This window comes from Gemmatimonadota bacterium (assembly GCA_026706845.1).
In the GTDB taxonomy this organism is placed as follows: domain Bacteria; phylum Latescibacterota; class UBA2968; order UBA2968; family UBA2968; genus VXRD01.
Window position 1 is genome coordinate 1 of record JAPOXY010000099.1, and the last position, 13,026, is coordinate 13,026.

Below are 13,026 nucleotides of genomic sequence, written 5' to 3' on the forward strand. Positions count from 1 at the left end.
CGAGCGAGGCAGATGCGACGTTCACATTGGATCTGGCACACGCCTATCCGCCAGAGGCTCAGATTGATTCGTGGATGAGGACGGTTGTTTTGCATCGCGGCGAGGGTGTGACGATTGCAGATCAATATGCGTTGAAAGCCGTGACGGGCGATGTTGTGATGAATGTGTTGACGGCGTGTGGCGTTGAAGAGCTCGGCGATGGCACTATTGCGTTGAACAAGATCGAATTGGCGGATGGACGCATGTCGGGCGCGGCGCGTTTGCACTACGATGCGGATGTGTTTGATGTGGCGGTTGAGGATATTGCGATTGAAGATGCGCGATTGAAGACTATTTGGGGCGATTTGTTGCGAAGAATCACGCTGACGGTTAAGAATCCCGAGCCGCAGGGCGGGTGGACGATTCGTGTGACGCGGTGATGTTGGATTTTTAAAACTAAAAAGAGGAGCAATGTCATAGGGGCTTGCTCCTTTTTTTAGTCGATTAAGGCTTCGGAGATGGCGTCGTGAAATTCGGGGCGGAGATGGGCAATTTGGTTGTTCTCGCGGGTGGGGTGTACGCGGTTGGTGAGGAGGATGACGCCGAGGTCTCGTATGGGGTCACCCCATACGGATGTGCCGGTGAATCCGAGGATGCCGAAGGATTGTTCGCTAAAGTAGCGGCCGCTCGAACTTCCGCCGGGTGAGACGGTGTCCCAGCCGAGTGCCCAGGTGCTGTTGGGCGCGATATTGGCGCGTGTGGTGAATTGTGGAATGCTCCGTTTGGGAAAGATGCCTGTGCCGAGCCATGCAAGCAGGCATTTCGACAGGTCAGGCGCTGTGGAAAAAAGACCGGCGTGGGAGGCGATTCCACCCATTGCGGCGGTGTTTTCATCGTGGACTTCACCGTGTACGAGGTGATCGCGTAAGTCGGAGCCATCTTCCGTGGGCGCAATGCGGTGTTTGAGATGGGGCGGTGGACAGTACAATGTGTCGTTCATTTTGAGCGGTTCGAATATGTGCTGTTTGACGAGGTGATCCAGGCGATGCCCGCCGATGGTTTCGAGGATTTTACCCAGGGTGAGAAAGCCCAGGTCGCTGTACACGGTGTCTGTGCCGAGTTCATAAATTAAAGGGTGTTGGCACGCCGCGTTGAGCATAGCATCGCGGATGTCAATATCGTGCGCTGCGCGTTGGTTTTCGTACAGGTGAACATGTGCGGGCAGGCCACTGCAATGGGCGAGCAGGTGCCGGACTGTGACGCGATTTTTGTTCTTTCCGGTGAAGGAGGGTACATAATATTGTACGGGTGCGTCGAGGTCCAGACGATCTTTATCGACAAATAACATGCAGAGCGTTGTGGTGGCGATGACTTTGGTGACAGAAGCGAGATCGTAGAGGGTGTTGATTTGCACGGGTGTGGCGTCGGGTTGATAGGTGTGGTGGCCCACAGCCCAGCAAGTGACGATGCCCGCACGGCGCAGGACGAGACCGACAGCACCGGGGGTGGTGCGGATATGCACATGGTGTTGTAATACTCGACGGGCGCGGTCGAGTTTTTGCGAATCAAAACCGAGTTGTTCGGGTGTCATTTGTGTCTCCCAGTTCCAGCCTCTTGCACATCGCATTTCTGTGTTCTATATTGTTGAAAGTACGAGACAAAAACAAGGGGAATTTGACAGGGAAAGGTCGTTTTATGAGATATCGACATATCTTTGGAATGGGTGCGTTTATCGCTTTGTTTTTTGCGATGTGTATGCCCGCTGAGGGACAGGTGAATGTGGAACGGCTCGAGAGCATTGCGCGACATGTGGCTCGGGCGGTTTTGGCAGAGGGGGATTCTCTGACGACAGAGCAGGTCGCATGGGTCGAGCGCATGACCTCGCAATTGGCAGAGGATGCGGTGTTTCTGGACGAACAAAAACAGCGGTTGGAAGAAATGCGTCGCGAACGAGATGCGTCGATTCGGAATATCGCGAGCCAGGTTGCCAAAGGGATCGCTGTTCTGATTGCGCTGCTGGTTTTGTGGGCGATTTTTCGTGTCTTTAGAAGGGGGTTGCGTGCCGAGCAGGGCGATGATCCTCTTGGGGTGTTGATTGCGATGCGCACAGAAGCGCGGGCGCAAAAACTCGGCAAGGTGCTTGTTAAAGAAAATTTGGCGACGGGTGGAACTGTCGCACCGAGTGTCCGTTCAATCTATCGCAGGGAGGATGGGGTGCGAGAAGCTGCTGAGGCGATGGTTTTTTTGAAGACGACGCGTGCACAATTAAGCGATTTGATGGACCGAGCAGAGGAATTGGGTGGGGGCAAGACGCCAGAACTCGTTGTGATACGTGAGGTGTGAAAGCATGTTAAAAGTCTGGACCGTCATTCTGTTTGGATTTTGTTTTGTTGTTTCCGCAGGGGCTGAGGAAGAGAATGCCTCGCGTATTGCGCGCGAGATGGTTCGCTCTCTGTATGGCTATGAGCGCGTGAAGCCGTTGCCGCCCGTGGCGAATGCACAGGTGCGCGTTATTGCGAGAAGGTTGGTTGCGGAGTCAGACGAGCGTTTTCAGCACGCGTTTTTTCAGGCGGGGGATCGCGAGCAGGGCGCGTTTTTCAGCGGGCTGATGAAGCACGTTCTTATCGGGGTGATGATTTGTCTGGTGTTTTTTGTGGTGCATACGGTTGTGCGAAAACTCGATGCGGCGCGGCGTCTGGGGAAAACGGATCTCGATATCACGGTTCAAGGTGGGTTGCGAAATGCGCCTTGTATTCTGGCTCTTCCCATGCCATCTGAAGCGGAGGCAAATCGCGTTGGCCGCGCGCTTGTTGCCGAGCGGTTGGCTGCGCGTGTGGATGTTTTTTCGCAGTATTTTTTGTCACCGGATCGAGATGGGGATACCGTGCTGTTTGTGATGACTGTAAAAGGCCGTTTGAGGGCATTGAAAAAACGGTTGAGGAATGTGTCTATGTCATTTTCCGTGTCGCATGGACACAGGTCCTATTTGACGTGGATTGCCGATGCGGCTGATGGGAGAGGGTAGGATATACGCGAGGCGTTGTCCATAAAACGGGAAATTCATGTACATTCCAGAAACTCTATCGTCCAATCCAGAATGGGCTGAATGGATCGAACGGCTGCCAGATATCGTCGCTGCGTGTGCAAAGCGGTGGGATCTTTGCATTGAAGATCCCATGACAGAAGATTATGCCGAAATGTCCTATAGTTATATCGCGCCAGCGACGGATGCGAAGGGCACAGAGGTTGTTCTGAAAATTGGCTCGCCCGTGCAACTGGCGGAAAACTGGCAGCAAGAGTGCCACGCGCTGCAACTTTGCAATGGTAATGGTACGGTCAAGTTGCTCGATTTTGACGAGGCGTTGGGCGTGTTGATGCTCGAGCGCATCCGCCCAGGTGTTCCTCTGGGTGTTTGCCCGGATGACGAGGAGAATACGCGCATTGCCGCTCGGCTGATGAAAAAGTTCTGGCGACCCGTTCCAAAAATTCACAGTTTTTGGCCGACGGCTTATGAGATAGATGGCTTTGACAAGTTGCGAAAAAAATACAATGGCAGTACCGGGCCGTTGCCCGAAAAATGGGTTGTACGCGCCGAAATGCTTTACGATGAGTTGATGAGTACGAGTACAGAAACGGTTGTTTTGCACGGCGATTTGCACCACTGGAATATCTTGAGTTCAGAGCGCGAACCCTATCTCGTCATTGATCCCAAAGGTTATTTTGGCGATCCGGGTTACGAGGTCGGTGCTTTTTTGGCGAATTACCCCGACGCTTCCTGTGAAGGATGTGACAGGGGCGCAATCGATGTTCGCCGCGTGGAGATTATGGTCGAAGAATTGGATATCCCGCGCGAGCGTATTATCAAATGGGGTCTGGTTCTGGCTTTAATCTGGGCGAGATGGAGCGCGGATACGCCCGAGGAGTTCTGGCGTACAGATATTAATCGCGCCCAGGCGTTGGAGCAGTTGCTTTAGATGATGTGTCATATCACACTAACTATAAGGAGATTTTATGTCTGACCGTCCAAATATTCTGATGATTATGTCCGATGAGCACGACCCGGCAGTGATGGGGTGTTATGGGGATTCTATTGTGCAAACGCCGCATATGGATCGGCTGGCAGAAGAGGGTATTGTATTTGATGCGGCTTATACGACTTCACCGCTTTGCGCGCCTGCGCGTGCGAGTTTTACGGCGGTGCAATACGTGAGTCGCTGTGGGGTGTGGACCAATGATTGTCAGTTGCCTTCTGACGATTATCCTTCGCTGCCTCACGCGCTGAATGCGGTGGGCTATGAATGCTGGCTGGGTGGCAAGATGCATTTTGCGGGTGCGCATCGCTATGGTTTTCGCGATGTTTATCCCGGTGCGAATCAGGGTGACAGGAGTGGGAAGGGCGGGCGGCGGGCGTTCGATGATCTGAGTGAGTCGGGTTTCGGTTGGGAAGGGCGGGTGGCGGCTTTTAAGACGGCTGATACATCGCCCGTTTTGGAGAGGGACCGCAAGGTGACGGCGGAGTGCAGTGCGTTTTTGCAGAATCGGTCGGCGGATGATAAGCCGTTCTTTTTGCTGGCAGGTTATGTGGCACCGCATTTTCCGTTGACTATTCCAGAAGAATATTATGCGCCTTACAAAGACAGGGTACCCATGCCCGAGATTCCCGAGGGCTTTTTGGAGACGTTGCCGACCAATTACAAGCATTTGCGAGCCGGATTTGGGGTGACAAAGGCGACGCCCGAGCAGACGAAGTTGGGGCGGGAGCTTTACTGGGGTTTTGTGAATTGGCTGGACGATGAGATCGGCAAGTTGCTCGCTGCGCTCAATGATTCCGAAGTGGCGGATAATACGATTGTGATTTACTGCACGGATCACGGCGAAAACAAGGGCGATCACGGGTTGTGGTGGAAGAATAATATGTATGAGCACGCTTCGCGGACGCCGCTGATTGTGTCTTTTCCAAAACGCTGGGCAGGTGGGCAGCGGCGGACGGGTGTGTGTTCGCTGGTGGATCTGGCGCAGACGATAGCGGAGGTCGGCGGGGCGGAACGGTCAGAGGACTGGGATGGCGAGTCGTTGCTCAATTATCTGGACGACGGGAATAGCGATTGGCGGGATATTGCGGTGAGCGAATACTACGCCCACAATATTGCGTCGGGCATGATGATGATTCGGCAGGGTCCGTGGAAATACGTGTATCACGCGCGGTTTGACGAGGTGCATGGACCCGAACGGGAGTTGTACAATTTGGAAGAGGATGCCGGGGAATTTAACAATCTGGCAGATGATCCCGCGCAGGCCGATCGCATCGCGCAATTGCACGATTTGTTGGCGAGGGAATTGAGACGCGATCCCGAAGCGGCCGAAGCGCAAAGCCGAGCGGATTTGGCGAAGGGGTATTGATGGACCTGTCGTTATACGAGACGATCTGGCTGGTCGGCGCGGTGATTGCCGCCGGGTTGCTCTGGGGCATTTTTGTCTCGGCGATAAAGCGAAGGGGTACGCCACTGCCGCTGTTGTTGTTGATTTCGGCGGGGGCACTCTGGTACACGGGGGATGCGTTGCGCATTTTGATCGAGCAGGCGGCGCCGGGTGCTGGTGCAGTGAATTATGCGGCGCATGTGGCGCGTTTTGGGCTGGATTTTTTGCCGTCTGCGCTGCTGGCAACGGTGCTGGCTTTTGCAGATGAGCACAAGGTGGCGCGCGGGTTGCGGCGGTATCTCATTCCGATCACTTTTGTGCCGGGGGTAATCATTTTTTTGATTGGCATGTCTCAAGCGCCGATCAAGCGCGTGAGTTTTAGCCTGTATGCTATTGCTATGCTTCTGTTTTCGGCGTATCTCTGCCGGGGATTTGCGATGCGGTCGGAGACTGAGGTGCATAAGGTATTTTATAGGTTGATGGCATTCGCGTTGACGGGTATCGCGGTTTTGACGGTTTTTGCGTATCCGATTGGGTTGCTTCAAAGTGCTGTTGTAGGACCGGTGCTCGCGCTGGTGCTTTTTCTTTCGCCTATCGCGCCGGCGTATATTCTGGGCTATTTTATTTATCGGTACAGCTTTTTCCAGATTGTGGTAAATCCCGCGTTGTTTTATTCTGCGCTGACGGGCATTGTGTTGACGGTTTATTTGCTGGTGATCCGGCGCGTTGCAGAGGCATTGGGGCGTCTGGATAGTGGGTTCAGGGTAGAGGTGGTTGAGGCTATTTTGATTTCGTTGCTGATTTTTTTGTTTCAGCCGATTAAGAACAGGTTGCAGGGGATCATCAATCGCCTGTTTTTCAGGGCGCGATACGAATATCAGCATTTGCTGGGTGCGTTGAGTCAAACACTGAATGTGCCGCACGCGCTGGAGAGACGATTGAAGTCGGTGGTGGATGCGGTTGGAACTGTGTTGAAGGTTCACGCTGTTTCGCTGGTGGTGTTTGAATACGAAGAGGAGCAAGTGAGTCAGGTGCAGGTGATCGCAAGCAGTGGTTTGCCGGGGTTTGAGCCGCCTGTCACACCGTTTGGGGATGGGACGCAGATTGAGGCGGTGGTCGGCTGGTTGTTGACCCATCGCCGACCGCTGGATGTGGGCGATTTGCACCATCCGGCACTTACTGCAATACTCGCAAAGCAAGGGGTTGAGCTGTGTATCCCGGTGTTGCAAGAGGAGAAGCCAGTTGGCTTGCTCTGTCTGGGTGAGAAGAAGCGCGGAGGGTCTTTTTCGTCTGAAGAATGGGACTTGCTGGGTACGCTTTGCAATCAGATTGCGCTGGCGGTTGAAAATACGCGCCTGGTGGAGCGGCGGTTGCAATTGGAGCGGCAGATGTATGAGGCAGAGCGGCTTTCGGCGCTGGGGTTGCTTTCGGCGAGTATTGCGCACGAGGTGAAGAATCCCCTGAGTTCGATCAAGGCGATTGCGACTGTGTTGCGGGAGGATTTGCAAGGTGATCAGACAAAGGCGGGCGATTTGTCTGTGGTGTTGCGCGAGATTGATCGGTTAAGCCGCGTGGTGGATCGCTTGCTCAGGTTTGCGCAACCCAAGCAGGGGGATGGGTTTCAGGCGTTGGACCTGAAGGCTGTACTGGAAGATGTGGTGCTGATTTTGTTTCACGAGGCGGAGCGACAGAATGTGGAGGTCTGTTTCGATGTGGCGGATGATCTCGTGGTGAAGGGCGATCCAGAGGATCTGAAGGAAGTGTTTTTCAATCTGATTTTGAACGGTATTCAGGCGATGGAAGGCGATTGCACGGAGCGGCGGTTGACAGTGCAGGCGCGGCGATTACAAGGCGGCGTGGAGGTGCGGGTGTCGGATACGGGTCTGGGGATTTCAGAGGGAGACCAGGCTCGCATTTTTGAGCCGTTTTTTACGACGAAGGCTTCTGGTACGGGGTTGGGGCTTGCGATTGTGAAGCGCGATGTGGAGCGCATGGGGGGTGCGATTGAGGTGGCAAATGCAGATGGGACAGGGGCGGTGTTTGCAGTTCAACTTCCCGGGGGGGATGATGCAGTATAAAATTCTGATTGTGGATGATGACCCTGCGGCGCGGTACGGGTTGAAGCGGGCACTCGCGGCGCTGGGGTGTGAGATTGTCGAAGCAGAGGACGGCGAGGCGGGGCTGGCGGCTGTGGCGCAGAACAATCCCGATTTGCTGATTTGCGATATCCAGATGCCAAAGATGGATGGGTTGACGCTGGTGAAGCGGTTGGCTGATCAGGGGGATGCGCGGCCGGTTATTGTGATTACGGCGTATGGGTCGGAGCGGGTTGCGGTGGAGGCGATGAAGGCGGGTGCGTACGATTATTTGAGCAAGCCCTACGATGTGGATGAGTTGCGCTGTCTGGTGGAGAATGTGCTGGAGACGGTGCGGTTGCGGCGGGAGAATGAGACGCTTCGCAATGAGATCCGGCAGCAGTCGGGGTTCGGTTTGCTGATTGGTCGCAGCCGCGCAATGGAGGGGGTCTATGATTTGATCGGGAAGGTGGCTGCGACCGATGCGGGGGTGCTGATTAGCGGGGAGAGCGGTACGGGTAAGGAGTTGGTCGCGCGGGCGATTCACGAGCAGAGCGGGCGAAAGGCGCGGCCTTTTGTGGCGGTGAATGCGGCGGCGTTGCCGACGGAGTTGATCGAGAGCGAGTTGTTCGGGCATGAGAGGGGTGCGTTTACCGGGGCGACTGCGCGACGGCAGGGCAAGTTTGAGCTTGCGGATGGGGGGACGCTATTTTTGGACGAGATCGGCGATATGCATATCGAGACGCAGGCGAAGTTGTTGCGCGTGCTGGAGGAGAAACAGTTTGAGCGGCTGGGCGGTTCGGAGACGGTGACGGTGGATGTTCGGATTATCAGCGCGACGAATAAGGATTTGCCAGCGGAGATAGTGGAAGGACGGTTTCGGGAGGATCTTTTTTATCGCTTGAAGGTGGTGGATATTTTTTTGCCGCCACTGCGGGATCGGCGCGAGGATATTCCGCTGCTCGTTCAACATTTTTTGGCGCGTTTTAATGATCAGCACGGCAAGGCGATGACGGATGTGCCGCCAGATGTGATGAAGATGCTGATGGTGTATGCCTGGCCGGGCAATATACGGGAGTTGATGCATGCGGTCGAGCGGGCGGTTATTTTTTCGGATGGGTCTGAGTTGCGTCGCGATTTGCTTCCTCAGGAGGTTCGGGGTGTTGAGTCTGTGGAGCGTTCTGAGTCTGTTTGGCGGGATGGGGTGTTTTTTCAAGATGCAAAGCAGGAGGTTGTGCAGTCTTTTGAGGTTGCGTTTATTCGGTCTGCATTGGAATACTACGAGGGCAATATTAGCCGCACAGCACCAGCTATTGGTATGAAACGGCAGGCGCTGCAACAGAAGTTGAAGGAGCACGGGATCGATCCTGGGATTTATCGTTAGATCCCTTCCCAGTCCCTGAAACTTGACAGGTCCGGAGATACACATTGTGTCTCCGGATTTTTTTGTGCCTGCTGTGCAATACGAGGGTTGCAGGTGCAATATTTAGTTTGCACTGATTGGGCGATTTTTGGGTTGGATAGCAGGGAAAATGGTCTTTTTCGGGGATAAAACGGTTTTGGCACGGGATTTGCATATGACGTGTTGTGACCGAGGAGTTTGAGATGTGAACCTTCGAGAAGGAGGCTGAGATGTCAACGCTTACATCGACGTTTGCGACCGCGTTTCCAGGTCAGGTTGCCAATTTGATTACTGCGGGCAGAGTGGTTCTTCTGTTTCTGGCGACGGCTTTTGCCGTGTCTGGAGATGCGATGCTGGCCTGGGTTGCGGTGCCGCTCGCTTTTGTCGCGCTGGTGATGGATTGGCTGGATGGGTATCTCGCGCGGCGGTTGGGGTGCGAGAGCAAGGTCGGGGGGGTGCTGGATATTGTGGGTGATCGGATTGCGGAGAATGTGTGGTGGGTGGTGTTTGCGTGGTTGCATGTTATTCCGCTTTGGGTGCCGATTGTGGTGCTCAGCAGGGGGTTTGTGACGGATGCGATTCGCAGTTGTGCCCTGACCAGGGGTTTTACGGCGTTTGGCGAGTCAACGATGATGAAGTCGCGGCTTGGGTTCGCGCTGGTTGCCTCGCGCGTGAGCCGGGCGACGTACGGGACTTCCAAGGTGGTCGCGTTTGTGCTGTTGTTCAGCCTGAATGCGGCACAGCAGATGTCGGGTTTGGCGCCCGCATTTTTATCGGGTCTTGAGATGGTTGCTGTGGCGGCGACGTATCTGACGGTCGCGCTTTGTGTTATTCGGGCGATTCCGGTTGTTACGGCTGCAAAACGGGTTGTTGTGTAAGGTAGCGATTTTTTAGGAGAATAACATGAAACGGGAAACGCATATTTTGCTCTGTTTGATAGGGTTTGCTGGTCTGGGTGTGCTTTTGTACCAGCTCAGTACCCCAGAGGTGTGGCAGCATGTTTTGATGATGGGCTGGGGCTATGTGCCGGTGATCGGCCTGTCGCTGGTGGTATTTGTTCATCAGGCGTGGATATGGCGTGCGTGCTTTGATCGCGAGGCGGAAAGGCCGCGTTTGAGGCAGTTGCTGTGGGTGCAGTTGGCTGGCGAAGCAGTGGGCAATGTGGCGCCAGCATCGCAGGTTGGCAAGGAGGTCGGCAAGGCGATTGTTCTGAGAGATAAGATGTGCGTTTCCAGTGGGGTGTCGTCACTGGTGGCCAATAAGACGGGTGAGATGATTGGTGGGGTGATTTTTGTGATCGGTGGTGTTGTGATAGGTTTGCAGCGGTTTTCGTGGCCAACTGAGTTGCGAGGTGCTCTTATCGCTGTTCTGGCGCTGTCTGTTCTGGGGGTTGTTTGGACGGTTTTCAGGCAGCGCCGGAGTCCCTTTGTGCGGTTTTTGAATTTGATGCTGTGGTTGCGGCTCAGGTTTTTGGAGCGGTTCCGCGATCGCGCAGTGGAGATTGACGAGAATTTGGCGCAGTTTTATCGGTTGAATAGGTGGCGTTTGACGGGGTTGTTGGGTTTACATGTATTGGGCTGGTTTCTGGGTACGCTGGAGATCTATGTGATTCTTTATGTGCTCGGCGAACCCATGCCGTTTGTCTGGGTGTATCTGTTCCACGCGCTGATGGTCGTGATTAATGCGGCGTTCTTTTTTGTTCCGCTCGGGATGGGCGTTTTTGAAGGCGGGCATGTGTTTCTGTTTCATTTGATGGGTTTGGATCCAAAGATGGGTTTGGCTGTGGGCATTATTCGGCGGGTTCGGAGGCTTTTCTGGATGCAGGTGGGTCTAACTTTGCTGCTAATTGGATCGCGGGGCAAGCAGGCTGATGCAGCGCCGAAAAATGATGGCCTTCAGCAGGTGTAGGTATAGTGGATCAATTTCGTCAATAACTAAAAAAAGGAGAAAATAATGACACGCTCGATTTCTTACCTGATCTGTGTCTTTTCGATTGTGACCTTCAGTTTTTCAGCTCAGGCGAAAAAGACTGATCTCACCAAAAGTTATGGTATTGGTCTTCAGGGCGCGACACCCACATTTGGTGGGATTAGTTTTCGCTATAACGGACTGGCACCCGTATATCTTCAAACTGTTGGGCGTTTTATTCTCAATGGTCAGTATAGCGACCATATGTTAGGTGCCGGCGTTTCGTATGCCATATTTGAGCATCAAAGCCGGTGGAATGTTGCCCGACTTCATTTCACTCTCGAAGGCGGCTGGCAAGAAAAAAAAGAGGAGGATCTCCGCCAGGAAACTGTCAAAACCACGACGCTGGGAACTGGTCTCGCTTTTGGAGGCGAGATTGTGTTTTCACTTGGGGGAATTCCTCTCGGTTTGAACGTGGAAATTGGTCAGGGGTTTGGTAGGGAAAAAACCGGCTCTCAATCTAAGGGGCTCGCTGGCGTTTATGCAGGTGGGGGTGTACATGCCTATTTTTAGGTCTTTTTTTTAGAAACGGCTGTGCTCACGTATTTCAATAGGCGAACTTGGCAGAAGGACTGGTATGCATTCCGGGGCCCGAGGGGTCCTGAAGTTGGCCAGTGGCACTGTTGGAGGCCTTGTTTTAGCATCTGCAGGTGCTGGATTGGGGCTGATTAACGGAGATAGCTGCGGAAATGGAGAATCACTTTGTATAGATGGTGAAGCTGCTTTGGGCGCGATAATTGGCTATATACTCGGCGTGTCCGCTGGCGTGAGTGCGGTGGATCCACACGATCAGTTTATAAGTGCATTGGGTGGCACCCTGATAGGGGGCGCAACAGGTATTGTAATGACCACCTCCAAAGAAGAACTCTGGCCATCTATTCTTATTGGTCCGGTCATCGGGGCCACGATTATGTCCGAGCTTACTCGTAAACCTCCTGAAGCCCGCCGTTTCTCTGTGGGTTTGGCACCTAATTCCGATGGAAGATTATCAGCGATTGCCAGATTTCGGTTTTAGATGGCTATCGTTCATACAGAATTTATCCAGGTGCCCTGGGTACAACGTGAAGATTCCATTTGAAAAACCGCGGGAATGATATATTTTACTTTTGTCAACAGTCAAGCAGGTGCCGTTATGTCGGGTATCTGCTGAATACAATAGCCGAGTATAGACATGGACTGATCCCCCATGTCTCGGTAAATAGGTAGGACATTCCCGCATTTCTATTCCTGCGTGACTGTTGACAATGCCCGACACCCCTTTTTTGGGGTGTCGAAACACGCAGTTGTCAACTCGTCACACTGCGCCTTGCGTAGATGAGGAACGAAATGCGATTTTTTTTGTACGACACAAAAGGAGAAATCCATGCATGTCGAATACAACGCGAGTAGAGCCATCGCCATCTTGGTCACTACAGCCCTCCTGCTCAACGCGATAGCTCCCACACTCGCACACGCAGCTACATATCTGCAAGGCACAGAGGTCAATGCCGATACACTGACGCAAGATGCCTACGTTGCAGTCACCTATTACGATAGCAAGGGCAAACAGAAATTGGAGAAGGGGTGGATTGATGCGGTTGATGAAACTTCGTTCATGATTCGAAGCGGAGGTATCAAGGATAAGAAGACGATCGCCTATGAGAAAGTGCTGTCAGTTTTCATGAGTGACGAAACAAATACACTAAAGCAGATGAATGAGGTGAATCAGTTTATTGGAGAGAAAAAAAGAGGGGAAGAGTTGAAGGCCATCACGATCATGTCAGGTAGGCAGATTGATCTTTCAAAAATCAGGAAGGGATGGTATGCCCATGTTATTTACACATCAGAAGGTGTGGAAGAGGCTGTAACTGGAAGGATTACCAGGCAAGACTCTGTGCATATTGTCATTAGAGTGCAGGAGGAGCGTGCATTGAGAATTTTGAAAACCATAGCCTATAAGGACATCGATACCCTCGTTATCTCGCAATACGCACGGAGTATCGAAGCATGGAAAAATGGTTTGGAACAGCTCGGTACGAAGAAAAAAGTTGCCAACAAGTGGGGTGCTGGCTTTCTTGGCGGTGCTCTTTTAGGAGTAGCGGGAGGCGCACTCATTGGGGGACCTGCTGCTCGCAACTGCACGGGAGAATGGTGTGGAATTGAGTATCTTTGGTACGGCTATCTAGGCTATGTATTCGGCGTCCC

General features: G+C 53.3%; 13 protein-coding genes. 12 read left to right on the plus strand and 1 reads right to left on the minus strand.

Annotated elements, in window-relative coordinates:
• Positions 1-419, plus strand: a 419-nt coding sequence (locus OXG87_09935) for a hypothetical protein (GenBank protein MCY3869867.1), incomplete at its 5' end; no start/stop codon positions are given.
• A gap of 56 nt (positions 420-475) precedes the next feature.
• Here the strand turns inward: OXG87_09935 and OXG87_09940 are convergent.
• Entirely contained in the window at positions 476-1,570 is a 1,095-nt protein-coding gene (locus OXG87_09940; protein MCY3869868.1) for a serine hydrolase, read from the minus strand.
• A 104-nt stretch (positions 1,571-1,674) separates the two neighbouring features.
• Here OXG87_09940 and cutA point away from each other — a divergent pair, with 104 nt between their 5' ends.
• The 11 genes from cutA to OXG87_09995 form a co-directional block, all read left to right on the plus strand.
• Positions 1,675-2,322, plus strand: coding sequence for a divalent cation tolerance protein CutA (cutA, locus tag OXG87_09945; protein MCY3869869.1), 648 nt, complete (start codon positions 1,675-1,677; stop codon positions 2,320-2,322).
• A gap of 4 nt (positions 2,323-2,326) precedes the next feature.
• Complete coding sequence (locus OXG87_09950; GenBank protein MCY3869870.1) at positions 2,327-3,004, plus strand: hypothetical protein; 678 nt, start codon at positions 2,327-2,329, stop codon at positions 3,002-3,004.
• A 37-nt stretch (positions 3,005-3,041) separates the two neighbouring features.
• Entirely contained in the window at positions 3,042-3,953 is a 912-nt protein-coding gene (locus OXG87_09955; GenBank protein ID MCY3869871.1) for a phosphotransferase, read from the plus strand.
• Between the two features lie 37 nt (positions 3,954-3,990).
• Entirely contained in the window at positions 3,991-5,379 is a 1,389-nt protein-coding gene (locus OXG87_09960) for a sulfatase-like hydrolase/transferase (GenBank protein MCY3869872.1), read from the plus strand.
• Positions 5,379-7,475 carry an ATP-binding protein gene (locus tag OXG87_09965; protein ID MCY3869873.1) on the plus strand — a complete coding sequence of 699 codons (2,097 nt, stop codon included), beginning with the start codon at positions 5,379-5,381 and terminating at the stop codon, positions 7,473-7,475. Before OXG87_09960 ends, OXG87_09965 begins: the two co-directional genes overlap by 1 nt.
• Positions 7,414-8,856 carry a sigma-54 dependent transcriptional regulator gene (locus OXG87_09970; GenBank protein MCY3869874.1) on the plus strand — a complete coding sequence of 481 codons (1,443 nt, stop codon included), beginning with the start codon at positions 7,414-7,416 and terminating at the stop codon, positions 8,854-8,856. Before OXG87_09965 ends, OXG87_09970 begins: the two co-directional genes overlap by 62 nt.
• 248 nt (positions 8,857-9,104) lie before the next feature.
• Complete coding sequence (locus OXG87_09975) at positions 9,105-9,752, plus strand: CDP-alcohol phosphatidyltransferase family protein (protein ID MCY3869875.1); 648 nt, start codon at positions 9,105-9,107, stop codon at positions 9,750-9,752.
• A gap of 25 nt (positions 9,753-9,777) precedes the next feature.
• On the plus strand, positions 9,778-10,782 hold the full coding sequence (locus OXG87_09980; protein MCY3869876.1) for a flippase-like domain-containing protein: 1,005 nt from the start codon (positions 9,778-9,780) through the stop codon (positions 10,780-10,782).
• A gap of 45 nt (positions 10,783-10,827) precedes the next feature.
• On the plus strand, positions 10,828-11,355 hold the full coding sequence (locus tag OXG87_09985; GenBank protein MCY3869877.1) for a hypothetical protein: 528 nt from the start codon (positions 10,828-10,830) through the stop codon (positions 11,353-11,355).
• A gap of 64 nt (positions 11,356-11,419) precedes the next feature.
• The gene (locus OXG87_09990; GenBank protein ID MCY3869878.1) at positions 11,420-11,857 is read left to right on the plus strand and encodes a hypothetical protein; all 438 of its coding nucleotides are present in this window, start codon (positions 11,420-11,422) and stop codon (positions 11,855-11,857) included.
• Positions 11,858-12,205: 348 nt separating this feature from the next.
• A partial coding sequence (locus tag OXG87_09995; protein MCY3869879.1) for a hypothetical protein occupies positions 12,206-13,026 on the plus strand: 821 nt, incomplete at its 3' end.